Here is a 24,248-nt window from a genome sequence, read left to right as displayed (position 1 = left end):
CGCACGGCTCCGGAGGGCGCGTCCCGCAGGGCCGCCGGTGCACAGCCCGCCGAGCCGGCGGTCGAGGCCGCCGCGCCCGCGCAGGCGGCCGAGGAGGCGCCGCAGGGCGGATCACGCCGTCGCCGCCGCCGTCGCGGCGAGGCCGTGGAGACCGAGCCGGCCGCGTCGCCGGTCACGCTCCCCGCCGAGCAGCCCGTCGAGGACGAGCACGAGGCCGAGCCGGAGACGGATTCCGACCACGAGGGCGACGACACCGACGAGTACGGGGACCGGCCCTCGCGCCGCCGCCGCCGGGGCGGCCGTCGCCGTCGCCGGGGTGAGGCCGGCGACATGGACGAGGCCGAACACCACGAGGAGAGCCCGGCCGACCACTCCGACGAGGAGCCGCAGGCACGGGACGAGGACGACGACGAGGAGGACGACGACTCCGCCGCCTCGGGATCCAGCAGCAGCCGTCGCCGCCGCCGTCGCCGCCGCCGCAGCGGGGACGACGCCTCGGGCGAGGAGGCCGCCACGGGCGCCGACGACCCGGAGCGTACGGTCGTCAAGGTCCGCGAGCCGCGCCGCAAGGAAGCCGAGCGCGAGCCGGGCACCGGCTTCGACGAGGTCCAGTCCATCAAGGGCTCGACCCGCATGGAGGCCAAGAAGCAGCGTCGCCGCGAGGGGCGTGAGCAGGGCCGCCGCCGGGTCCCGATCATCACCGAGGCGGAGTTCCTGGCGCGCCGCGAGGCCGTCGAGCGCGTGATGGTCGTGCGCCAGAGCGGCGAGCGCACCCAGATCGGTGTCCTCGAGGACAACGTACTCGTCGAGCACTACGTCAACAAGGAGCAGGCCACCAGCTACGTCGGCAACGTCTACCTGGGCAAGGTGCAGAACGTCCTGCCGTCCATGGAGGCCGCCTTCGTCGACATCGGCAAGGGCCGCAACGCAGTCCTGTACGCCGGCGAGGTCAACTTCGAGGCGCTCGGCATGGCCCACGGGCCGCGCCGCATCGAGACCGCGCTGAAGTCCGGCCAGTCCGTCCTCGTGCAGGTGACGAAGGACCCGATCGGCCACAAGGGTGCCCGCCTGACCAGCCAGGTGTCGCTGCCCGGCCGCTACCTGGTGTACGTGCCCGAGGGCTCGATGACGGGTATCAGCCGCAAGCTGCCCGACACCGAGCGCTCCCGGCTCAAGACCATCCTCAAGAAGATCGTCCCCGAGGACGCGGGCGTCATCGTGCGCACCGCCGCCGAGGGCGCGAGCGAGGACGAGCTGCGCCGTGACGTCGAGCGTCTGCAGGGCCAGTGGGACGAGATCCAGAAGAAGTCGAGGAACACCGCCAGTTCCAACGCGCCGACGCTGCTCTACGGCGAGCCGGACATGACCGTCCGGGTCGTCCGCGACATCTTCAACGAGGACTTCTCCAAGGTGATCGTCAGCGGTGACGACGCCTGGGAGACGATCCACGGCTACGTCTCGCACGTGGCCCCGGACCTCACCGACCGGCTGTCGCGCTGGACGTCCGAGGTCGACGTCTTCGCGACGTACCGCATCGACGAGCAGCTGATGAAGGCGCTGGACCGCAAGGTCTACCTGCCGAGCGGCGGCTCGCTGGTGATCGACAAGACCGAGGCGATGGTCGTCGTCGACGTCAACACGGGCAAGTTCACCGGCCAGGGCGGAAACCTCGAGGAGACCGTCACCAAGAACAACCTGGAGGCCGCCGAGGAGATCGTGCGCCAGCTGCGGCTGCGCGACCTCGGGGGAATCGTCGTCGTCGACTTCATCGACATGGTGCTGGAGTCCAACCGGGACCTCGTCCTGCGGCGCCTGCTGGAGTGCCTGGGCCGTGACCGTACGAAGCACCAGGTCGCCGAGGTCACCTCGCTGGGACTCGTGCAGATGACCCGCAAGCGGGTGGGCCAGGGTCTGCTGGAGTCCTTCTCCGAGACCTGCGTCCACTGCAACGGCCGCGGCGTGATCGTCCACATGGAGCAGCCGACGTCCACCGGTGGTGGCGGCGGCAAGCGGTCCAAGAAGCGCCGCGGTGGCGCCGGGCACGAGCACGACCACGACCAGCACGCGGAGCACGAGCTCACCGAGGACGCGGACGGGCACGAGGCCGAGAGCGAGGCCGAGGTGGCCGCCGAGGTCGCCGCCCCGGTGGCGCTCCCGGAGCCGGAGTTCGTCGCGGACGAGGAGCTGTACAGCAGCCCGGCCGAGGCGGAGGCCGCCGCCTCGCGCGGTCGTGGCCGCCGTCGTGCCACGCGGAAGGTGTCGGCTCCGTCCGGTACCCAGGCCGCTCCGGCGCACGCGCCGGCCCCGGCCGAGCCGCAGCCCGAGCCCGTCGTGGAGGCGGCCCCGCCCGCCCCCGAGGTCCCGGCTGCCGCCGAGCCCACGGTCGCCGAGCCCGCGGTCGCCGAAGCCGAGGCCGCGCCCCCGGCCCGGTCGCGCCGTCGTGCCACGCGTAAGGCGACCGCCCCGGCGGGCTCGCCCAAGCAGGCCGACGTGCCGCAGCCCGTCAGGCCGGCCGACCCGGCCGCCGAGCCCGTCGCGGTCGAGGACCCGGTGGCGCCGGCGGCGGACACCTCCGCCACCGGGGCGCAGGCACCCGTCGCGGAGGAGGAGGCCGCCCCGGCCGCCCCGCCGCGTGCCCGCCGCCGGGCGACCCGCAAGGCCACCGCACCCGCCGGTTCACCGGAGGGAGCCGAGGCGGCCGAGGTGGTCGTGGTCGCGGACACCGCGGCCGGCGGGAAGACCGCCAACGACGGCGTCCTCGACGCCTCCGAGGCGGACGGCCCGGCCGAGGAGGCGGAAGCCGCCCCGGCCGCGAAGGCGCCGCGCAAGACCGCCAAGAAGGCCACGGCCAAGAAGGCCGCCACGAAGAAGACGGCGGCGGCCAAGACGGTCGCGAAGAAGACCGCCGCCAAGAAGACGACGGCCAGGAAGACGGCGAAGAAGACCGTCGCCGCCGAGCAGTCGTCGCGTTCCGTGAGCGCCCCGGCGGAGGCTGACGAGGCGTGACGTTCGCCCGTACGGGCGATTCGTAACCGGCCGTCCGGTGATCCGTGTCCCGTTCTCCCACCAGGAGAGCGGGGCACGGATTTGTTTCAGAACTGATGCACGGGCGGCTTAACGGGCCTGAAATCCCCTGAGAAATCCCTGATAATCTGACGGCGGTCGCTGGCTGTGAGGCTCCCGGAATGGGATGACGGTCGGTGACCGACCCGGTTCAGGACCGACCGGGCCCAGATTCCCCGGTAGGGCGTCGGCAATGCGCCGGTCGGGTATGCGCGGCCTCGGAAGACGTCCCGCGTCCCGGACCTCTGCCTGTGAAGAGCTCTTGCGGTGTTCAAGGAGGACGTCCATGGCGAGCATCAACGAGCAGCCGATCCCTGCTGCGCGGCCGGTCATCGGTGAAGAAGAGATCGAGGCCGCGGTACGTGTGCTGCGCAGTGGCCGCGTCGTACAGGGGCCCGAGGTCGCGGCCTTCGAGGAAGGCTTCTCCGAGCTGGTCGAGGGACGTCACTGCGTCGCGGTCAACTCCGGCACCTCCGCGCTCCACCTGCTGCTGCTCGCCCTCGGCATCGGCCCGGGTGACGAGGTCATCGTCCCGTCCTTCTCCTTCGCGGCCTCCGCCAACGCGGTCCGCCTGGTCGGCGCCGACGTCGTGTTCGCGGACATCGAGCCCGGCAGCTTCGGCCTGGACCCGGCCGCCGTCGAGGCCGCGATCACCCCGCGTACCGCGGCGATCATGCCGGTCCACCTCTACGGGCACCCGGCGGCGATGGACAAGCTCATGCCCATCGCCGACAAGCACAAGCTCGCCGTGGTGGAGGACGCCTGCCAGGCGCACGCCGCGGCACTGAACGGCACACCGGTCGGCGCCTTCGGCGCAGGAGGAACGTTCAGCTTCTACCCGACCAAGAACATGCACGCCCTCGAGGGCGGCATGGTCACCACGGCCGACGCCGAACTCGCCCGCACCCTGCGGCTGCTGCGCAACCAGGGCATGGAGCAGCGGTACGCCAACGAGATCGTCGGCGCCAACATGCGCATGACGGACGTGTCCGCCGCGGTCGGACGCGTGCAGCTGGCCAAGGTCGGTGGCTGGACCGAGCAGCGCCGCGCCAACGCCGCCTACCTCGACGCCCACATCACCGCGCCCGGCGTGGTGACCCCGCCGGTCGCCGAGGGGGCCAGGCACGTCTACCACCAGTACACGATCCGGGTGCGGGGCGACCGCGAGGCCGCGATGGCGCAGCTCACGGAGGCGGGTGTGGGCAACGCCGTCTACTACCCGACCCCGATCCACCGGCTCAAGCCGTACTGGGAGCCGGACCAGAAGGCCGGGCGGACCTGGGACCTGCCCGAGACGGAGCGGGCGGCCGCGGAGGTCGTCTCCCTGCCCGTCCACCCCTCGCTCACCGAGGGGCAGTTGGCCCGCATCGCCGACGCCGTGAACGCCCTGGGGGAGAACCTGTGACCGCCGTACTGAGGGCCGGGCTCGTCGGCCTGGGCTCCATGGGGCGCCACCACGCCCGGGTGCTCGCCGGACTCGACGGGGTGACGCTCGTGGGCGTCGTGGACCCGATGGGCGACAAGAACGGCTGGGCGCAGGGCGCCCCCGTGCTGTCGACCGTCGAGGAACTCATCGCGCTCGGCATCGACTACGCGGTCGTGGCCTGCCCCACGGCCCTGCACGAGGAGGTCGGCCTCCAGCTGGCCGGCGCGGGCGTCGGTGCCCTGATCGAGAAGCCGCTCGCCGACACCGTCGAAGGCGCCCGGCGCCTCGTCGAGGCCTTCGAGTCGCGCGGCCTCGTGGCCGGTGTCGGCCACATCGAGCGCTGCAACCCGGCTCTGCGCTCGCTGCGCAGCCGCCTGGAGGCCGGCGAGCTCGGTGACGTCTTCCAGGTCGTCACCCGGCGCCAGGGGCCCTTCCCCCACCGCATCGCGGACGTCGGTGTGGTCAAGGACCTCGCCACGCACGACATCGACCTGACGGGCTGGGTGACCGGCCAGACGTACACGTCGATCGCGGCCCACACCGTCTCGAAGTCCGGCCGCCCGCACGAGGACATGGTCTCCGCCGTGGGGCAGCTCTCCGACGGCACGATGGTCAACCACCTGGTCAACTGGCTCAGCCCGCTCAAGGAGCGCTTCACCTCGGTCACCGGTGAGCGCGGCTGCTTCATCGCCGACACGCTGACCGCCGACCTCACGTTCCACTCGAACGCGGCAGTGACCACCGAGTGGGAGGCGCTGCGCGCGTTCCGCGGTGTCTCCGAGGGCGACATGATCCGCTACGCGATCCCGAAGCGCGAGCCGCTGCTGGTCGAGCACGAGCTCTTCAGGGACGCCGTACTGGGCGAGACGGCCGACATATGCACGCTGCGGCAGGGATTGCAGACGGTCGAGGTGGCGGCGGCGGTGCTGGAGTCGGCGGTCGGCGGCACGACCGTTCGCCTCTCTGAGGGGCCTCACGTCAGCCAAGGGCGGGAGAGTTGACCACACCGGACGTGACGGTCGTCGTGGCCGTCTACAACACGATGCCGTACCTGACCGAGTGTCTGCAGTCACTCGTCGGGCAGAGCATCGGGCTCGACCGGTTGCAGGTCATCGCCGTCGACGACGGATCGACCGACGACAGCGGGCCGGAACTCGACCGTTTCGCGGAGAAGTACCCCGGTACCTTCACCGTGCTGCACCAGGAGAATTCCGGCGGCCCGGCCGCGCCCAGTAATCGCGCTCTGGAACTGGCCACGGGCCGTTACGTCTATTTCATCGGATCCGACGACTACCTCGGCGACGAGGCGTTGGAACGCATGGTGGCGTGCGCCGACGAGCGCGGATCCGACGTCGTGGTCGGCAAGATGGTCGGAACCAACGGCCGTTATGTGCACCAGAAACTCTACACGGACGACAATCCGGATATCAGCCTCTACGATTCGGCGCTGCCCTACACGCTGGCCAACACCAAATTGTTCCGGCGCGCACTCGTCGAGAAGCACAAGTTGCGTTTCCCGGAGGACATGCCGGTCGGCAGTGACCAGCCCTTCACGATCGAAGCGTGTTTCAGGGCTGGCAAGATCTCCGTCATCGGCGACTACACGTGTTATTACGCCGTGAAGCGCGGTGACGCGAGCAACATCACCTACCGGGCCGATCACCTGGCCCGACTGCGCTGCGTAGCGAAGATCATGGCGCACACAGCGGATCTGATCGAAGCCGGACCGAAGCGTGACGCGGTTTTCAAGCGGCATTTCGAGTGGGAGCTCTCCAAGCTTCTCCAGAAGGATTTCCCCGCTCTCGACGCGGACACCAAGCGGCAGGTGTGCAGCGGGATCGCGGTGCTTCTGGACGCCTACTACACCGACGAACTGCGCGACATCACGGGCGTCGTGCGGCGGGTTCGCTTCGGCCTCGCCTGGCGCGGGGCGGTCGACGCGCTCTCCGAGGCCCTCACGAGTGAGGCCGAGCGCGGCGCACCGCCGTTCCTGCTGGAGGGCGGACGGGCCTTCGCGGTCTACCCGGGGTTCAGGGATGACGCCGTCGGGCTGCCCGACCGCTTCTACGAGGTGCTGGGCGAGGGCGTGTCGGGCAGGCTGGCCAAGAGCACGCGGCTCGAGTCGGCCGAGTGGGAGCAGCAGGGCGCGGACCTTTCGCTCTCGCTCGCCCTGCGGACCGGTGTCGTCGGTGACACCTCCTCCGCGGTGGTGGCGCTCGCCCAGAAGGCGATGCCCGCGTCCGCGGACAAGCCCGGGGCCCGCAGGCTGCCCGGTAACGCCACCCGGCCGGAGGTCGTGGGCGACCTCGTCCGTGAGACCACCGCGGACGGGACGGGGACCAGGCTGACCGCGCGCATCCCGCTCCGCCCCGTCGACGCGAAGCGGGGCCTACGGGTCTACGTCGACGTGGCCGGCTCGACCTACGAGATCCCGGTGCGGGCCGACGAACTGCCCATGCCGCTGGCCCGGCGCTGGGGCCGGCCCGTCCCCTACCGCGTCGCGGCCAACGTGAACCCCAAGGGCCGTCTCGTCATCACGACGGCGCCGCTGTGGGAGACCAAGACCGGCGTGTTCAGGCGCCTGCGCCGGAAGCTGTCCAGGCTGAAGAGGAAAGTAATCCGATGAACATCTGTGTAGTCGCGCTCGGCAAGATCGGCCTTCCGCTCGCCGTGCAGTTCGCCGCCAAGGGCCACAAGGTCATCGGCGCGGACGTCAACGCGAAGGTCGTGGAGCTGGTCAACGCGGCCACCGAGCCGTTCCCCGGCGAGCACGACCTCGACGTCAAGCTCAAGGAGACCGTCGGCGCCGGTCTGCTCTCCGCGACGACGGACACCACGGCCGCGGTCGCCGCGTCCGACGCGGTCGTGGTCGTCGTACCGCTCTTCGTGGACGCCGAGGGCACCCCTGACTTCGGCTGGATGGACTCGGCGACGAAGGCCATCGCCGCGGGCCTCAAGCCGGGCACCCTCGTCAGCTACGAGACGACGCTGCCCGTCGGCACCACCCGCACCCGCTGGGCGCCGATGCTCGCGGAGGGCTCCGGCCTGACGCCGGGCCGCGACTTCCACCTCGTCTTCTCCCCGGAGCGCGTGCTGACGGGCCGCGTCTTCGCCGACCTGCGCCGCTACCCCAAGCTCGTGGGCGGCATCGACGAGGCGTCCACGCAGCGCGGTGTCGAGTTCTACGAGGCCGTGCTCGACTTCGACGAGCGCGAGGACCTGCCGCGCCCGAACGGTGTCTGGGACCTCGGCACGGCGGAGGCCTCCGAGCTGGCGAAGCTCGCCGAGACCACCTACCGCGACGTCAACATCGGCCTGGCCAACCAGTTCGCCCGGTTCGCCGACCGGAACGACATCGACGTCAAGAAGGTCATCGAGGCCTGCAACAGCCAGCCCTACAGCCACATCCACCAGCCCGGCATCGCCGTCGGCGGCCACTGCATCCCGATCTACCCGCGGATGTACCTGTGGAACGACCCCGAGGCCACCGTCGTGCGCTCGGCCCGCGAGGCCAACGCCGCGATGCCCGCCTACGCCGTCGACCTGCTGGCCGCCGCCTACGGCGACCTCGACGGTGTAGGTGTCCTGGTGCTCGGCGCCGCCTATCGCGGGGGCGTCAAGGAGACGGCGTTCTCCGGGGTCTTCGGTGTCGTCGAGGCGCTGAAGGCGCGCGGCGCGGTGCCGTTCGTCTCGGACCCGATGTACACCTCCGAGGAACTGGCCGCGCACGGCCTCGTGCCGCACGAGGGCCAGGCCGTGACGGCCGCGATCCTCCAGGCCGACCACGCCGAGTACCGGGAGCTGGCCGCCGCCGACCTGCCGGACGTCCGCGTCCTGGTCGACGGCCGGCGTACGACGGACCCGGCCAACTGGGCGGGCGTCCGCCGCGTCGTCATCGGCGGCTGATCACCGATGACCTGGCTGATCACCGGCGGAGCCGGTTACATCGGATCCCATGTGGTGCAGGAGATGGTGCGGCAGGAGCCCGTCGTCGTCCTCGACGACCTGAGCACGGGCCGCGCCGACCGGCTGCCGCAAGGCACCCCGCTGGTCGTCGGCTCGGTTCTGGACCGGGAGCTGCTCGACCGGGTGCTGGCCGAGCACGCGGTGTCCGGCATCGTCCACATCGCCGGGAAGAAGCAGGTCGCGGAGTCCGTCCGACGGCCGCTCCACTACTACCGGGAGAACGTCGACGGTCTGCGGACCCTGCTCGAAGCGGCGGCCGCCGCGGGGGTGGGACGTTTCCTCTTCTCCTCGTCCGCGGCTGTGTACGGCATGCCCGACGTCGATCTGGTGACGGAGGACACGCCGTGCCGTCCGCTCAGTCCGTACGGTGAGACCAAGCTCGCCGGGGAGTGGATGGTCGCTGCGGCAGGCAGCGCGCACGGGATGGCGACGGCCTCGTTGCGCTACTTCAACGTGGCGGGTGCGGCCTCCCCGGAACTGGGCGACGACGGTGTGTTCAACCTGGTGCCGATGGTGTTCGAACGGCTGACCGCTGACGAATCGCCGCGTGTCTTCGGCAACGACTACGAGACCCCGGACGGCACCTGCGTCCGTGACTACATCCACGTCGAGGACGTGGCCACCGCGCACGTCGCGGCGGCCCGGCGGCTCGTCGAGGACGCCACGGCGTCCCTGGTCCTCAACATCGGCAGTGGGCGGGGTGTCTCGGTCTCCGAAATGGTGGCCGCCATCCAGGACATCACCGGCCGGCACGACCTGTCACCCGTGGTGGAGGGCCGTCGGCCCGGCGATCCCGCCCGCGTCGTGGCGTCCGCCGACCGGATCCGGCGCGAACTGGGCTGGGTGTACCGCCACGACGTCCGGGCGATGGTGACCTCGGCGTGGGCCGGCTGGTGTCTCCGGCACCCGTCCGCCCGCACCTGACGCCGACGGTCAGAGGCAGTGGACGGGTGAGGGCCCGTACCCCCGGCCGGGGGTACGGGCCCTCACCCGTCTCAGGAGCCTGGTGGAATCAGCCCTCGTCGAGCAGCAGCCGGTCGAACTGCTTCTGGACGACGCTCCAGTCCCAGGTGGAGACGGCGTGCCGGGAAGCCAGCTCACCGGCCGCCAGCCAGGATTCCTCGCTCGACGTGACCTCCAGGATGCGCCGGGCCGCCTCCTCGGGCGATGCGACGACCCAGCCCTCGGGATAGAGGGTCCGCGCGCTGTTGGGCCGCCCGGCGTAGAAGGGCCAGTCACGGGCGACGGGAACGGCGCCGCTCGCCGCCCCTTCCATCAGCCCCACGTGGCAGCCCTCACGCACCGACGAGCTCAGGATCACGCCGATGTCGGTGAGCATCGCGGGTACGTCGTCGGTCGGGCCCAGGCGCACCACGGCACCCGAAGCGACGAGGGGCTTCAGCTCCCGCTCGAACGCGGCCCGGTAGTCGCTGGTCGCCTTGCTGGTCTTCGGGTCCATGTCCCCGCCCACCAGGAGCAGCCGGTAACGCTCGTCCTTCTCCCGCACGCGCCGGAGCACGTCGATGGCCCACAGAGGGTCCTTGGCCACCTGGCTCACGCCTATCAGACCCAGGTTGAAGCGGGCTTCCGGGGCCTTCGGGCGGACGAAGTCCGAGAGGTCCATCGCGTTGTCGAGGACGTGCATGCGTGGCGCGCCGTCCGCGCGGAGCTGCGGAACGAGCGAGGTGACCAGGTCCTTGACGTGGGGGGCCACGAAGATCAGGTCATCGACCCGGGAGAAGTCCGTCATGTGGGGCCACCGGGTGAACGCCTCGTAGCTGTGCAGCCGCACCACGACGCGGGTGTCACCGGGGTCGATGGTGGTGAGCATCGCGGCCGGGCCGACGGACCAGTCGAGGAACACGGTGTCCGCCCAGTCGAGGTACGGACGCATCAGCCGCTCGACGTCCGCCTGGTAGGCGGACTCCCCGTCGGCGAGGCGGTCCTCCAGCATGAGGCGCGCCGCCCAGGAGATGCGCTTGAGGGCCTTCTGGGCGGCGAGGTCCAGGTACCTGAGCTCCACACCCGGGTGGTTCTCGTACAGCGCCAGGATGTGCTGGAGGAAGTTCGCGTTGGCACTCGTGGTGACGAGCAGGCGCAGAGGCCGGTCGGTGGGCACCGGAGCCGGGGGCGTCCGCCTGCCGCGGGCCCGGGTGATCGCCCGGAAGGCGGCTGAGCTGTGGAAGCGCCCGACGTACTTCTGCGCGTCCTCGGCGAGGGGTGAACTGAGCTGGTCTATGTGCAGGACCCGGTGGAAGCCCAGGAACAACGCACGGTTCAGGGCCTCGGAGGCGATGTCGTCGCGACCCGCGGCGTGCTGTTCGTCGGCGTAGGCGAGCTGGGCGTCGACCGCCTTGCCCAGATCACGGGGGCTGATCCCCTTGTTGATCTCGGTCATGACGCCCTCGTCGAGCAGTGACGCCCTGACCGCGAGGTCGGAGATCCTGGAGGCCGCCGACGTGAGCGCTATGGCCGCACCGCTGGTGCGGCCGGCCCACTGCATGCCCTCCGCCACGTAACGGGAGGCCGCCACCCGGGCCTTGACCGGCATCCCGGGAACGGTGACGGCCGATCGCCAGAGCCGCGCGCCCAGGGTCGAGCGCATGACGGGCCGAGCGGTCGCCGTGCGCATCACGGCGGCGGGCAGACCGTCGAGGGTGCGGCGCAGATCCTGCGCGACGGCGCCGAGCGGCGGCAGCGCGCTGTGACGGACGGACGCGCCCTGGCGCTTGACCTTGTCGAGCGCCACGAGGGCGGCGGCGATCCCGAAGTGCGCCTCCGCCGACGGGTTGTACCGGGAGAGCCGCCACACGGTGTAGACCGAACGCTGGTCCAGGGCTACGAGGACCTGGGCGTTGGTGGCTCGCTGCCGGAGCCACCGGTCACGCTGCGCCTGGAACCAAATTCTCATCCCGGCGGGCGACGCTTCGGCCTTGCGGCGCAGTGCCCCGCTCCGCTTGGAGAGGCTCCGGGGCAGTTGACGCACGCCTTCCAGCCCCATCTGCGCCAGTTCCTCGGAGACGGGGGCCACGTGGAACGTCCCGGCGAGGTAGACCTTGGCCCCCCGGTCCTGGAACTTGGCCACCGAATCCCGGAGAAGGCCGAGCTGGGGTCTTTTGGACGCGATGAACAGAACCTCGGTCACGATGCCGGCCCTCCGGTGACGATCGACTTCTCGGCGGGGACAGTGGCGGACGCCGTGCCGACAGACGCCCGGTCCGCGGCGAGCCGGTCGACCAGTTCCGCCACCGCGACGGTCATCAAGGTCTCCCGGGTGAACTGGTCCGCGTGGGCCATCGCCTCCGCGTGGACGGCGTCGCTGGTGTCGACGGCCATGTGCGCGGCCCGGACGAAGGACTGGGTCAGCGCTTCCTCGTCGAGGCCCACGGCGCCCGTCCACAGGGGATGGCCCTTGAGGACGTTCGAGGCGTCGTGCTCGACCACGTGCGCGGAGACGATGGGGAGCCCCGTCGCCATGTACTCGTACACCTTGCCCGAGGTCACGTAGCGGCCACCGATGAGGATGAGGACCATCGCGTCCCAGCGTGCGTAGATCGAGGCGACCTCGGCCTTGGCGGCGGGACCGCCGAAGACGACCCCGTCCGCCTCGGCCTGCTTGAGGATCTCGGCGTGCCGGTTGGCCTCGCGGCTGGCACCGTTACCGAGGTGGCCCCGCACCTCGAAGCGCGCGTTGGCCAGCAGCGGCTCCTGCTCGCGAGCGGCCCGCCACGCGTTGAGCACCGTCTCCAGGTGCTGCGTCGTGAAGTTCACGGTCCCCAGGTATCCGAAGACCAGGCCGGAATCCGGGTCGGGGGCGTGGACGCGGCCCGGAGAGCTGTCCGCGTCGTAGCCGTTGCGCACCACACGTACCCGGTCGGCGAATTCCGGATAGCGCGTGCGGTAGTGCTCCGCGATCGGGTCGTTGACCACCCACAGGGAAACCGCGTGATCCAGGATCTTCTGTTCCCAGCGGCCGAGTTCGGAATCCTGGGAGAAAGCCTCGACGCCTTCGACGACGTCGATGGACCAGCCGTCCCGGAAGTCCACGGCATAGGGAACACCGGCGTGCTCCCACAGTTTCCAGGCGGCGGCCAGGTTGACGTAGGGCACGCAGCTGGCCAGCAGGAGGTCGGCTGTGTGCTCCTCGTGGATGTCCACCACGGCCTGTTCCAGCACCGGCCGCCAGCCACCGAAGCTCGCCTCCGGGAACACCGCGATGTGCCGCGCACGGAGCCTCGCGTTCCAGGCGGTGGGCCTGAGTGCGCGGGCCTCGTCGTAGAGGCGGATGTCCGTCTCCAGATCCTCCCGTGCCAACGGAAGCTCGACGATCTTCACACGGGGATCGACCTGGTCCAGAAGAGTGAGGTCGATACCGGAGTCCCGCTCCCAGGATTCCTTGGCGATGGTGACCACCGTGACGTCCCAGCCCGCGTTGACGAACTGGTTCGCGGTCTCGCGCATGCGGTAGGCGCAGCTCTTCGCGGCCGGCGGGAATCCGATGGCCAGGTAAATCACATGAGGTCGTGTGCCATTCGCGGGCAGTCCCGACCTGAGAGACGTTGACATAACCTATGACGCTAGCACGGTGACATTTACGTATTAACGCCGCTCACGGCGCCTCCGCATGTCACGCGCGCCGGCTCCCCCCGTTCCACTCTTCCATGATCCGGACGACGTTCTCCGCCGCGTGGCCATCGCCGTAAGGCGTACCCGGGTCGGCCGTGGGCGCGGAGCGGGTCACCGTCTCGGCCCATGCCTGGGCGTCCAGCGTGTGCGGATCGGGCACCAGGACGTTCCAGCCGCTGTTCACCGTCTCGACCCACTCCGTCTCCGGGCGGATCGTGGTGGTGACGCGCTCGAGAAGAAACGCTTCTTTCTGGAGGCCTCCGGAGTCGGTGACCACACCGCTGGAGGACAGGACAGCGGCGACCAGTCCCGCGTAGGGCAGCGGCCGTCCGACGTGGACCGCCCCCTTCTGCAGCGTGATGCCGTGGGCCTCCGCCCGGGCGACCAGACGCGGGTGCGCGAGCAGGGCGACCGGGAGCGGCAGACCGGCGAGGGAGTCGAGGATCGCTGCCAGGCGTGCCGGGTCGTCCGTGTTGTCCGGGCGGTGCAGGGTGGCGAGCAGGAACGGCCGGGTGGGGTCGATGCCCGCGGGCAGGGCCGGCGCCGGGTGGTCACCGGCCAGCACCGCGTCGCGGATGCGCAGGCAGATGTCGACCATGACGTCACCCGCCAGTTCGGCGCGCGCGGACAGCCCTTCGTCCGCTAGGTGCCGCATGGCCTCCTGTGTCGGTGCCAGGAGCAGGTCCGCGCAGTGGTCGGTGAGGACCCGGTTGTGCTCCTCGGGCATGCGCCGGTTGAAACTGCGCAACCCCGCTTCCAGGTGTGCCACGGGAAGGTGCATCTTCACGGCGGACAGCGCACCCGCGATGGTCGAGTTCGTGTCGCCGTAGACGAGTACCCAGTCCGGCTTCTCGCGTTCCAGGACGGGGTCGAGCGCGGTGAGCACCGATCCCGTCTGCGCCCCGTGACTGCCGGAACCGACGCCCAGGTGGACGTCGGGGGAGGGGATTCCCAGACCGTCGAAGAAGACGTCGGACAGGTCGGCGTCGTAGTGCTGCCCGGTGTGCACGATGAAGTGCTCGTGGTCCGTGGCGGAGAAGGCGGCCGAGATGGGCGCCAGCTTCACCAATTGTGGACGGGCGCCGACGATGCTGATGACTTTCACTGAGCACTCTTCTTCTGGATCAGGTCACGCGCGGGAGGTCAGCACAATGGTAGGCAATGGCCGGGACGCCGATGATCAGGGTCCGGTGGGCTCGGGGGCCGTGAGGAGCACTGTCACCTGCGGAAGGGAGCATGACGGCGCCGGCGGCGAGAGCTGATAACGATCGGGCGAACAAATCGGTGTCCGTCCGGGTGGCCCGGCCGGTCCGCCGTACGAAACGGCACGGACCGCCGCAGACAGCGCAGACGCGGACGTGGTCGGCCGTCCGGCCGCCGGTCGCGAGCACGCGAGGTCAGTCGTCGGCCAGGCGCCCGTGCGCCATCGGCCGGAGAGAACACGCACACCCCGGGATACGCCGGAGTCGCGTCACACGAGCCGGCACCGAGCCGCTCAGCGCTCGGACAGGACGCCGTCCCTCTCGACGTACGCCGTGCCCGTCTGCGGGCACACCCACACGCCGGGCTCATCCTCGTGCTCCACCAGGCGCACGCCACTGGGTCCCACCCAGCCGATCCTTCGGGCGGGCACGCCCACGACCAGGGCGAAGTCCGGCACGTCCTTGGTGACGACGGCCCCCGCGGCCACCATGGCCCAGCGCCCGATCCGTACCGGTGCCACACAGACCGAACGCGCTCCGAGGGAAGCGCCTTCGGCGACCTTGACGCCGACCGCCTCCCAGTCGCCGCCGCGCTTCTGCTTGCCCTCGGGGTCGACCGAGCGCGGGTTGTGGTCGTTGGTGAGCACCACGGCCGGGCCCACGAACACACCGTCGCCGAGCTCGGCCGGTTCGTACACCAGGGCGTAGTTCTGGAGCTTGACGTTGTTCCCGATCTGCACGCCGGTGCCCACATAGGCGCCGCGTCCCACCACGCAGCCCTCACCGAGCCTGGCGCCCTCACGGATTTGAGCGAGCTCCCACACGCTGCTGCCCGCGCCGATGACGGCACTCTCGTCGACCTGCGCGGTGGGCTGGACCCTGTAGTTCACGTGCTGCGCCTTCCGGGGATGCGGGGGATGCGGATGTGCCCGGAATCTTACGGCCCCGGCACTGTTCGTCCGACGAGTCAAGGGCCACAGCTCGGCGGTTACCGGGGATGGGACGCCGCTGGGAGGAACGTGCCGTGGTTGTGCCCAACTCCCGGGTTTACGACGGGTTCACGAGGCGGGTCGGAGAGGGTTTCGCCGCATACGAGAGCCGACTGGCCTGAAGGTATCGACTTCCGTTTCAGGGCGTTGTGCTGAATGGCAGGCAACATATGGAGAAGGTCGAGACAGTCTGGGAATGAAGCGCCGAACATAACCTGCCATTCGGCCGTCATGTTCGTGGCCTGGGTTCGATCTCGGTCGATCGGGCGTGGCTTCCCGGAGTAGCTGGTCGTACGAAAAGGTGAGCGTTCGTCCTCGGGAGGCGCTACCTGTGGTGTCCGTCTCCGGAACTCGGGACACCAGGACCAGCAGGCCGCACAGCTCCTGTTCGGGCTTCTGCTTCAGTTCCGCGTGAGGACAAGAAGGCATTGGCGCTCGTCCACGCGCGGTATCGATCGCTTAACGCCGCGAACGGGGAAGTGGGGTGAAAGCGGTAGCGGCCGGACTGTGGGGACCCATGTATCAGCGGCGTCCTCTCAGGTGGATGCAGGCACTCGGTCGCAGTATCCGGAGCAGGCCGAGTGTGGTGCCCCTTGTGGTCGCGCCTGCCTTCACGGCGGGGTCGGCAGCGACAGGGCGTCGCGGACCGCGTCCGCGACGCCCTGTGCTTTCGTAGGGGGAGGGCGCCGTTGGTGAGGTAGCCCACCAGGCAGGTCCCGAACGGGCTCCGAGCAGTTGTCGGCTCAGTGTGATGCCCTGGTTGCCGCAGCCTGCGGGACGGCGAGTCGGGAGCCCTGCACCTGTGGCCCATCGCGGCGCCGCTCGGGGCGACTGTCTGTACGACTGCACGGACGTGTGGGGCCTGGCTTCGCCCACCACCCCGGTTTGACCCCCCGCACCCCGCCCCGTAATCTTGACCCTCGGCGTGTTTCTGTGCGCCTACCCCTGAGCACATCCCTCCCGGTGATCCGTCCCCGGGGGAGGCCGCTCATCCTTCCGGACTGTCGCGGGCCCCGGCCCGTGCGGGCGGCTGGCATCAGGGGATCCGTTCCGAGTGAGAGAGAGATCCGCGTGTACGCCATCGTGCGCAGCGGTGGTCGCCAGCACAAGGTTGCTGTCGGCGACATCGTTGAGGTTGACAAGATTCCCACCGCCAAGGTTGGCGACACGGTCGAGCTCTCGACCCTGCTCGTTGTCGACGGTGACGCCGTGACCAGCGACCCCTGGGTGCTGGACGGCATCAAGGTCCAGGCCGAGATCGTGGACCACCACAAGGGCGCGAAGATCGACATCCTTCGCTACAAGAACAAGACCGGTTACCGCCGCCGTCAGGGTCACCGCCAGCAGTACACGGCGATCAAGGTCACCGGTATCCCCGCGGCTGCGAAGTAAGGGACTGAGAACACATGGCACACAAGAAGGGCGCATCGTCCACTCGGAACGGGCGCGACTCCAATGCTCAGCGGCTCGGCGTGAAGCGCTTCGGCGGTCAGGCCGTCAACGCCGGTGAGATCCTGGTCCGCCAGCGCGGCACCCACTTCCACCCGGGCACGGGCGTCGGCCGTGGCGGCGACGACACGCTGTTCGCGCTGACCGCCGGTGCGGTGGAGTTCGGTACGCACCGCGGCCGCAAGGTCGTGAACATCGTTCCCGTCGCCGCCTGATCCAGGCAGCGACCGGCTGAACGACTCAGCACCTTCCGAGGGCGGATCTCGGCTTTCCCGGTAATCGGGGAAGCGGGTCCGCCCTCGGCGCGTTACGTCAAGAGACAATCCCGTACTTTTTCCGCTGTACCTGGAGGCACCCACCATGACCACCTTCGTGGACCGCGTCGAGCTGCATGCCGCCGCGGGTAACGGAGGCCACGGCGTGGCCTCCGTACACCGTGAGAAGTTCAAGCCGCTGGGAGGCCCCGACGGGGGCAACGGCGGACGCGGCGGCGACGTGATCCTCGTCGTCGAGCAGTCCGTCACCACGCTGCTGGACTACCACCACCACCCTCACCGCAAGGCCACGAACGGCCAGCCCGGCGCGGGTGACAACCGCTCCGGCAAGGACGGCCAGGACCTCGTGCTGCCCGTCCCGGACGGCACCGTCGTGCTGGACAAGGCCGGCAACGTCCTCGCGGACATGGTCGGCCAGGGCACCACCTTCGTCGCCGGCCAGGGCGGCCGCGGCGGCCTCGGCAACGCCGCGCTGGCCTCCGCACGCCGCAAGGCGCCCGGTTTCGCACTGCTCGGTGAGCCGGGGGAGAGCCGGGACATCGTCCTGGAGCTCAAGACCGTCGCCGACGTCGCCCTCGTCGGCTACCCGAGCGCCGGCAAGTCCTCGCTGATCTCGGTGCTCTCCGCCGCCAAGCCGAAGATCGCGGACTACCCGTTCACGACCCTCGTGCCCAACCTGGGCGTCGTCACCGCCGGTTCGACCGTCTACACCATCGCGGACGTCCCCGGGCTCATCCCCGGCGCCAGCCAGGGCAAGGGCCTGGGCCTGGAGTTCCTGCGGCACGTGGAGCGCTGCTCCGTCCTCGTGCACGTCCTCGACACCGCGACGCTGGAGTCGGACCGCGATCCCGTCTCCGACCTCGACATGATCGAGGAGGAGCTTCGGCTGTACGGCGGGCTGGAGAACCGTCCGCGCATCGTCGCCCTGAACAAGGTCGACATCCCCGACGGCCAGGAGCTCGCCGACATGATCCGCCCGGACCTGGAGGCACGCGGCTACCGCGTCTTCGAGGTCTCGGCCATCGCGCACAAGGGGCTCAACGAGCTCTCGTACGCGCTCGCCGGAATCATCGCCGAGGCGCGCGCCAGCAAGCCGAAGGAGGAGTCGACCCGGGTCGTCATCCGTCCGAAGGCCGTCGACGACGCGGGCTTCACCGTCACGAAGGACGACGAGGGCATCTACCGCGTACGGGGCGAGAAGCCCGAGCGCTGGATCCGCCAGACCGACTTCAACAACGACGAGGCGGTCGGGTACCTCGCCGACCGGCTCAACCGTCTGGGTGTCGAGGACGAGCTCCGCAAGGCGGGTGCCCAGGCCGGTGACGGCGTGGCCATCGGACCCGAGGAGAACGCCGTCGTCTTCGACTGGGAGCCGACCATGGCCGCCGGTGCCGAGATGCTGGGGCGCCGCGGTGAGGACCACCGCCTCGAAGCCCCGCGCCCCGCGGCGCAGCGCCGCCGCGAGCGCGAGTCCGAGCGCGACGTGGTGCAGCGCGAGTTCGACGAGTTCGACCCCTTCTAGCCGGCGAACCGGGCGCCCCGCCGCGCGGGGCGCCCGGATTCACAGGGAACTGCCAGGTAGGAGCCGGTCCCGCGGCCGGTGATGTACGGATCGGGTAACACGTCTGTGGGGTCGGTCACCCGGGGTGCGGGCCCCGCCGGGGCAATCTGCCTGGCCAGCGGGTGAACTGCGGGTTTCCCTGAGGCGGGGCCCGGTAAACGTCCACCTTGCGAGACGGTCACGGAGAGTGCGACCATCACACCGTTCCCCCCTGTCATCGCAAGGTAGGTCGTCTGTGTCTGTGCCGCACGAAGCCAAGCCCCGGACCACAGCGGTCGTGCTCGCCGGTGGTACCGGCCAGCGTGTAGGGCTGTCGATCCCCAAGCAGCTGCTGAAGATCGCCGGCAAGGCCGTCATCGAGCACACGCTGACCATCTTCCAGAACGCCGAGGACATCGACGACGTCATCGTGCTGATGGCGCCCGGGTTCGTGCCCGAGGTGGAGAAGATCGTCGCCAAGGCCGGACTGACCAAGGTCACCAGGATCATCGAGGGCGGCAGCACCCGGAACGAGACCACCGAGCGGGCCATCGCGGCGCTCGGCGAGGGCCTCGCCGAGGGCGAGGAGCGCAACGTCCTCTTCCACGACGCCGTGCGCCCCCTGCTGTCACAGCGCGTCATCAAGGACTGCGTCGCCGCGCTCGACCGGTACCAGGCCGTGGACGTAGCCATCCCGTCGGCCGACACGATCATCGTGACGCGCACCCACGGCGAGGACGGCGAGTTCATCACCGACGTCCCGGACCGGTCCCGGCTGCGCCGCGGCCAGACTCCGCAGGCATTCAAGCTGTCGACGATCCGCAAGGCGTACGAGGTCGCGGCCGGCGACCCGAACTTCCAGGCCACCGATGACTGCTCGGTGGTCCTGAAGTACCTTCCCGACGTGCCGATCCACGTGGTCGCGGGCGACGAGTACAACATGAAGGTGACCCAGCCGGTCGACGTCTTCATCACCGACAAGCTCTTCCAGCTGGCCTCCACCGCGGCCCCGCAGCAGGCCGACGAGGCCGCCTACCGTGAGCTGCTCTCCGGCCGGACGCTCGTGGTCTTCGGCGGCTCGTACGGCATCGGCGCGGACATCGCCGCGCTGGCCGAGGGCTACGGCGCCAGCGTGTACGCGCTCGGCCGCTCCACCACGGGGACGCACGTGGAGAACCCGGAGCACGTCGACGAGGCCCTGTCCAAGGCGTACGCGGAGACGGGGCGGGTCGACTACGTCATCAACACCGCCGGCGTCCTGCGCATCGGCAAGCTGGCCGAGACCGACAGCGCGACGATCCAGGAAGCGCTGAACGTCAACTACCTGGCGCCCGTGCAGATCGCCCGCGCCTCGTACAAGTACCTGGCCGAGACCAAGGGGCAGCTGCTGCTGTACACCTCCAGCAGCTACACCCGGGGGCGTGCGGAGTACAGCCTCTACTCCTCCACCAAGGCCGCCATGGTGAACCTCACGCAGGCGCTGGCCGACGAGTGGGCGGCCGACGGCATCCGGGTCAACTGCGTGAACCCCGAGCGCACGGCGACCCCGATGCGGACGAAGGCGTTCGGCAAGGAGCCCGACGGGTCCCTGCTCTCCTCCGAGGCCGTGGCGCGTACCTCCCTTGACGTGCTCCTGTCCGCGCTGACCGGCCACGTCATCGACGTGAGGCAGCAGGACCCGACGCGTGACGCCGCCGGATCGTCCGGCTTCGAGCAGGCACTGGCCTCCGTGCTGGACCGTCAGGAAGCTGTGTAATAATTCTTGACAAATGTACTTTTGCGGGCCTCTGTGATTGCTGAAAAGCGACCGCGGAGGCCCGTATGCGTGAAGCCGCACCTTCACATTTCCCTCCATACGTGAAACAACCGGCACCCCCTGGAGCAGGTTCTTCGTGATTTCGACAGCCATTCGCCTGGCCCGTGTGGGCAGCCGGTCAGAACTCGCGGCGGCGATACTGATGACGCTGGGCTATCCCTGCGTCATGATCGCCGCGCTTCTTCCCGACATCTGGTTCTTCGCGGCGGCCACGGCTGTCACGTACGTCACCGACTGGTACCTGCACCAGCGCGGCAGTTATCTGGTCAACCGGCTCGCCACGGTGCGGGCGGGGCTGCCGATCCGCTTCCTGCTCCGGCAGCTCATGGTCGTCCTGCTGCTGGCCCGGCTGGACCTCGCGGAGGAGCCGCTCTTCTTCGTGGCGGTGGCGTGCTTCCTGGCCTTCTACGGCCTCCAGGCCCCGCACGGCGCGCTGACGACCCTGATCCGGCTGCGCCGCACCATGCCGATCGTCACCCGCAACGTGGACCTGCACGCCGTCCGCATCCCCGACGCCCCCCCGCAGCGGCTGCTGAACCGGTCCGCCGAGAAGATGCTGCACCTGGACATCCCCGCGGTCGCGGGCATCCTGGTCGCGGCGGAGACCGGCCAGGACGCGTTCGGCTACGCCTGCGCGGGCGTCACGCTGCTCCTGGGGACCGTCTACACCGCGCTGCTCCTCCCGTACGTGCGCCGCAGCCAGCTGGTGCCGTCGGCACCGGCGGTCCTGAAGGCGCTGGACACCTGGCTGCGGGAGTACCGGCCCACCGTCGTGCTCTACTTCTCCGGCTCGAACGAGTCGGCCTACCAGGGCAACATGTGGCTCGACACCATGGCCGCCGTCGAGGGCCGCCCGCTCGTCATCATGCGGGAGCGCACCCTCGTGCCCCAGCTCGCCGACACCTCCGTGCCCGTGGTCTGCATCCCGGCCGGCACCCACCTGATGAACCTCGAACTCTCCACCGTCCGTGTCTGCCTGTATCCGGCCAACGTCGGCAAGAACATCCACATACTGCGCGTCCCGACCATGAAGCACGTCTTCATCGGGCACGGTGACAGCGACAAGCTCGCCAGCGTCAACCCCTTCTCCAAGGTGTACGACGAGGTGTGGACCGCGGGCCGCGCGGGCCGGGACCGGTACGCGCTGGCCGACGTGGGCGTCCGCGACGAGGACATCGTGGAGGTCGGGCGCCCGCAGCTGGCGCCCATCGAGAGCTGGACCGGAACCACGAGGAATCCGATCCCCACGGTCCTGTACGCCCCCACCTGGGAGGGCTGGGACGACAACCCCGGCAACACCTCCATCCTGCTGGCCGGGGAGAACATCGTCCGCAGGCTGCTGGACGCGGACCGGCCCGTGCGCGTGATCTACAAGCCGCACCCCTTCACCGGTATCCGCAGTGCCAAGGCCAAGGCGGCCGACTTCAGGATCAAGGCGCTGATCGCGAAGGCGGCCGAGGACCGCGCGGCCGACCCCCGCTGGGCGAAGGAGGCATCCGCCGCGGCCGCGGGACACCAGGCCGCCAAGGCCGAGCTGGCGAAGATCGAGACCCGCCTGGCCGCGCTGGCGCAGCCCGGACGCGCGGGAGGCGACGAGGCGGAGGAGTCACGGGTCTCGCTCGCCGACCCGGCGCGGCAGGCGGAGCTCGAAGTGCTGCGCACCCGGTGGAACGACGCCTACTGGCGTTCCTTCGGCTGGTGGGAGCACCGCACGGTGACCGGCGCCCAGCCGAAGCTGTACGACTGCTTCAACCAGTCCGACGCCATGGTCTCCGACATCTCCAGCGTGGTCTCCGACTTCATCGCGAGCGGCAAGCCGTACGCGGTCACCGACTCGGCCGAGCTGGGAGCCGAGGAGTTCAAGCGGCAGAACACCGCCGTACGGGCCGCCGTCATCCTGTCCAACAGCGCCGCGGAGGTGGGGCGGCTGCTGGACGCCGTGTCCGACCCGGCCGGGGACCCGCTGGCCGGGCCGCGCCGTGAGCTGAAGCGCTACCTGCTGGGTCCGGACGAGCCGACCTCCATGGAGCAGTTCAACGCCGCCGTGCGCGCGCTGACCGCCAAGGCCGAGGCCCGCAACGCGGGTGTGGCCCAGCGCCTCGGCGCACAGATCGAGCCACTGCCGGACCCGGAGGCGACGGCCGCCGGCACGGGCGACGGGGTGGCGGAGAAGGTCGCCGCGGCCGAGCTGGCGGCCGACCCCGACGCGCTGGTGCCGGACGCCGGGAGCGGCGCCGGCGGCGAGGCCACGGTGGCGCGCTGACCCCCGGGAGACTCCGGCCCTGACGACGAACGCCGGACGGATGTCCGAAAAGGGCCCGGATCACGAGGCAACGCATGGAACGGCCTGTACGTCTTCCTCCGGGAGGGAAGCGTACGGGCCGTTCGCGTGTCTGTCCGCACAGCCGGACACGAATTGTCGTTCCATCGTTTCTTCCGACCAATGCGAACGTCACGGACCGGGGAACGATGAGCAGCGATACACCGGATGTCAGCGTCGTCATCGGCGCGTACCAGGCGATGCCCTACCTGATCCGCTGCCTCGAATCCGTCGAGGCGCAGACACTGAGTGCCGAACGCATCGAGATCGTCGCCGTCGACGACGGGTCCACCGACGGCACGGGGGAGTACCTGGACGAGTTCGCCGCGCGGACCGCCATCGACACGAGGGTCGTCCACCAGGCCAACTCGGGCGGCCCCAGCGGCCCGCGCAACGTCGGACTCGGCCTCGCCCGGGGCCGGTACGTCTTCTTCCTGGACGCCGACGACTACTTCGGTGAGGAGGCCCTGGAACGGCTGGTCGCGATGGGCGACCGGGCCGGGACGGACGTGGTGCTCGGCAAGGTGGTCGGCGTGAACCGGGGCGCGGCCAAGTCGATGTGGAAGCAGACCGTCGAACACGCCGACATCTTCTTCTCCCAGGTCAAATTCACGCTGAGTGCCCAGAAACTCTTCCGGCGCGAGCTCCTCGTCCAGCTCGGGATGTCGTTCGACGAGAAACTGAGGACGGGAGAGGACGCCCTCTTCACTTTGGAGGCCTATCTGCGGGGCAACGGCGTTTCGGTCGTCGCCGATTACACCTGCTACTACCTGGTGGGCCGCGACGACGGCAAACACGTCACCAAGAGCGGAAGTTACGAACTCCGCTTCGATTCCGCACGCGCGTTGACGGCGCTCATCGCCGAGTACGTGCCTCCGGGGCCGGAGCGGGACGCGCTGATGGTGCGGCCGTTCGTCATCACGCTGCTTCCCCAGTTCGGGCCCCGGCTCCTGAAGCAGCCGGCGGCGGTGCAGAAGCGGAAGATGGAGTTGGCCGCCCCGCTCATGGAGGCCTACTGGACTCGCGGGCTGGCGAACTCCCTCAAGGTCAACGAGAGACTGCGCCTGATCTGCGTCGCCAAGGGGAGGCTGGACCTGCTCCTGGGCATCCTGCGGTTCATGACGGAGGGGCATGAGCCCGAGATCGTCCGCAAGGAGCGCCCGGCCCGGCTCTACCTGGCGTATCCCCATTTCGGCGAGGGGCCCGCGCTGCCCGAATCGGCGTACCGGGTCACGGTGACCGAGTGGGTGGGCGGCGAAAGGATCGAGCCGCCCGCCTCGACGGCCTCGTCCCTCGCGCGCCGTCTCGTGCGCAAGGCCCGCAGGACGTTGCGGGCAGCCCTGCCCGCGGGGCTCACCCGGCGGGCCTGACGGGGCACCGGAGTACGACGAGCGGCTCCGGGGCGGCCGCTCGCACACGGGGGCGACTGCCGTGTGAGGGAGACCACGGCTTACTGTGGAGCGGCGCCGAAGCCTTATTATGCGTCTGATTCGCGCCCCGTCTTCCTGGGGTTCACCTGTAGTCCTCGGAAAGGCCCTCTCGCCGTGGCGTCCCGAACCGTCGAAACCATTCCCGA

General features: G+C 70.0%; 16 protein-coding genes. 12 read left to right on the top strand and 4 right to left on the bottom strand.

The window, feature by feature from the left end; all coding sequences use genetic code 11:
• The 6 genes from ABZ371_RS03675 to galE form a co-directional block, all read left to right on the top strand.
• Positions 1-3,006: Rne/Rng family ribonuclease (locus ABZ371_RS03675; protein WP_358672941.1), on the top strand; the 3,006-nt coding region annotated here is incomplete at its 5' end.
• Between the two features lie 343 nt (positions 3,007-3,349).
• On the top strand, positions 3,350-4,468 hold the full coding sequence (locus ABZ371_RS03670) for a DegT/DnrJ/EryC1/StrS family aminotransferase (protein ID WP_358672940.1): 1,119 nt from the start codon (positions 3,350-3,352) through the stop codon (positions 4,466-4,468).
• Entirely contained in the window at positions 4,465-5,490 is a 1,026-nt protein-coding gene (locus tag ABZ371_RS03665) for a Gfo/Idh/MocA family oxidoreductase (protein ID WP_358672939.1), read from the top strand. Before ABZ371_RS03670 ends, ABZ371_RS03665 begins: the two co-directional genes overlap by 4 nt.
• Positions 5,487-7,115, top strand: a complete 1,629-nt coding sequence (locus tag ABZ371_RS03660; RefSeq protein WP_358672938.1) for a glycosyltransferase — start codon at positions 5,487-5,489, stop codon at positions 7,113-7,115. The genes ABZ371_RS03665 and ABZ371_RS03660 overlap by 4 nt, the downstream gene beginning before the upstream one ends.
• Complete coding sequence (locus ABZ371_RS03655; RefSeq protein ID WP_358672937.1) at positions 7,112-8,395, top strand: nucleotide sugar dehydrogenase; 1,284 nt, start codon at positions 7,112-7,114, stop codon at positions 8,393-8,395. Before ABZ371_RS03660 ends, ABZ371_RS03655 begins: the two co-directional genes overlap by 4 nt.
• A gap of 6 nt (positions 8,396-8,401) precedes the next feature.
• Positions 8,402-9,379 (top strand): UDP-glucose 4-epimerase GalE, encoded by a 978-nt coding sequence (gene galE / locus ABZ371_RS03650; RefSeq protein ID WP_358672936.1) that lies wholly within the window; start codon positions 8,402-8,404, stop codon positions 9,377-9,379.
• 88 nt (positions 9,380-9,467) lie between these two features.
• Here galE and ABZ371_RS03645 read toward each other — a convergent pair whose 3' ends face one another.
• The 4 genes from ABZ371_RS03645 to ABZ371_RS03630 all read right to left on the bottom strand — a co-directional run bounded on the left by ABZ371_RS03645 (position 9,468) and on the right by ABZ371_RS03630 (position 15,173).
• On the bottom strand, positions 9,468-11,600 hold the full coding sequence (locus ABZ371_RS03645; RefSeq protein WP_358672935.1) for a glycosyltransferase: 2,133 nt from the start codon (positions 11,598-11,600) through the stop codon (positions 9,468-9,470).
• Complete coding sequence (locus ABZ371_RS03640; RefSeq protein ID WP_358672934.1) at positions 11,597-12,970, bottom strand: glycosyltransferase; 1,374 nt, start codon at positions 12,968-12,970, stop codon at positions 11,597-11,599. The genes ABZ371_RS03645 and ABZ371_RS03640 overlap by 4 nt, the downstream gene beginning before the upstream one ends.
• A gap of 112 nt (positions 12,971-13,082) precedes the next feature.
• A complete protein-coding gene (gene wecB / locus ABZ371_RS03635; protein WP_358672933.1) occupies positions 13,083-14,186 on the bottom strand; it encodes a UDP-N-acetylglucosamine 2-epimerase (non-hydrolyzing) in 1,104 nt (367 codons plus the stop codon).
• A 390-nt stretch (positions 14,187-14,576) separates the two neighbouring features.
• Complete coding sequence (locus ABZ371_RS03630; RefSeq protein ID WP_358672932.1) at positions 14,577-15,173, bottom strand: acyltransferase; 597 nt, start codon at positions 15,171-15,173, stop codon at positions 14,577-14,579.
• Positions 15,174-16,343: 1,170 nt separating this feature from the next.
• On the opposite strand from ABZ371_RS03630, the gene rplU reads away from it, so the two are divergent.
• The 6 genes from rplU (at position 16,344) to ABZ371_RS03600 (ending at position 24,042) form a co-directional block, all read left to right on the top strand.
• Positions 16,344-16,664, top strand: coding sequence for a 50S ribosomal protein L21 (gene rplU / locus ABZ371_RS03625; protein ID WP_018551604.1), 321 nt, complete (start codon positions 16,344-16,346; stop codon positions 16,662-16,664).
• Between the two features lie 14 nt (positions 16,665-16,678).
• Positions 16,679-16,936, top strand: a complete 258-nt coding sequence (rpmA, locus tag ABZ371_RS03620; protein WP_014045902.1) for a 50S ribosomal protein L27 — start codon at positions 16,679-16,681, stop codon at positions 16,934-16,936.
• Between the two features lie 145 nt (positions 16,937-17,081).
• Positions 17,082-18,518, top strand: a complete 1,437-nt coding sequence (gene obgE / locus ABZ371_RS03615; protein WP_358672931.1) for a GTPase ObgE — start codon at positions 17,082-17,084, stop codon at positions 18,516-18,518.
• Positions 18,519-18,792: 274 nt separating this feature from the next.
• On the top strand, positions 18,793-20,292 hold the full coding sequence (locus ABZ371_RS03610) for a bifunctional cytidylyltransferase/SDR family oxidoreductase (RefSeq protein WP_358672930.1): 1,500 nt from the start codon (positions 18,793-18,795) through the stop codon (positions 20,290-20,292).
• A 136-nt stretch (positions 20,293-20,428) separates the two neighbouring features.
• Entirely contained in the window at positions 20,429-22,615 is a 2,187-nt protein-coding gene (locus tag ABZ371_RS03605) for a hypothetical protein (protein ID WP_358672929.1), read from the top strand.
• 206 nt (positions 22,616-22,821) lie between these two features.
• Entirely contained in the window at positions 22,822-24,042 is a 1,221-nt protein-coding gene (locus tag ABZ371_RS03600) for a glycosyltransferase family 2 protein (RefSeq protein WP_358672928.1), read from the top strand.
• Positions 24,043-24,248 lie beyond the last annotated feature (206 nt).

Source organism: Streptomyces sp. NPDC005899 (genome assembly GCF_040629645.1).
GTDB lineage: Bacteria > Actinomycetota > Actinomycetes > Streptomycetales > Streptomycetaceae > Streptomyces.
Note: the sequence above shows the minus strand (reverse complement) of the source record. Positions and strands in the feature narration are given on the sequence as shown.

Bases quoted from the DNA above. Each gene is read 5' to 3' on its own strand.
- ABZ371_RS03670 (WP_358672940.1), top strand. From the start codon at position 3,350: ATGGCGAGCATCAACGAGCAGCCGATCCCTGCTGCGCGGCCGGTCATC.
- ABZ371_RS03655 (WP_358672937.1), top strand. From the start codon at position 7,112: ATGAACATCTGTGTAGTCGCGCTCGGCAAGATCGGCCTTCCGCTCGCC.
- galE (WP_358672936.1), top strand. From the start codon at position 8,402: ATGACCTGGCTGATCACCGGCGGAGCCGGTTACATCGGATCCCATGTG.
- rpmA (WP_014045902.1), top strand. From the start codon at position 16,679: ATGGCACACAAGAAGGGCGCATCGTCCACTCGGAACGGGCGCGACTCC.
- obgE (WP_358672931.1), top strand. From the start codon at position 17,082: ATGACCACCTTCGTGGACCGCGTCGAGCTGCATGCCGCCGCGGGTAAC.
- ABZ371_RS03600 (WP_358672928.1), top strand. From the start codon at position 22,822: ATGAGCAGCGATACACCGGATGTCAGCGTCGTCATCGGCGCGTACCAG.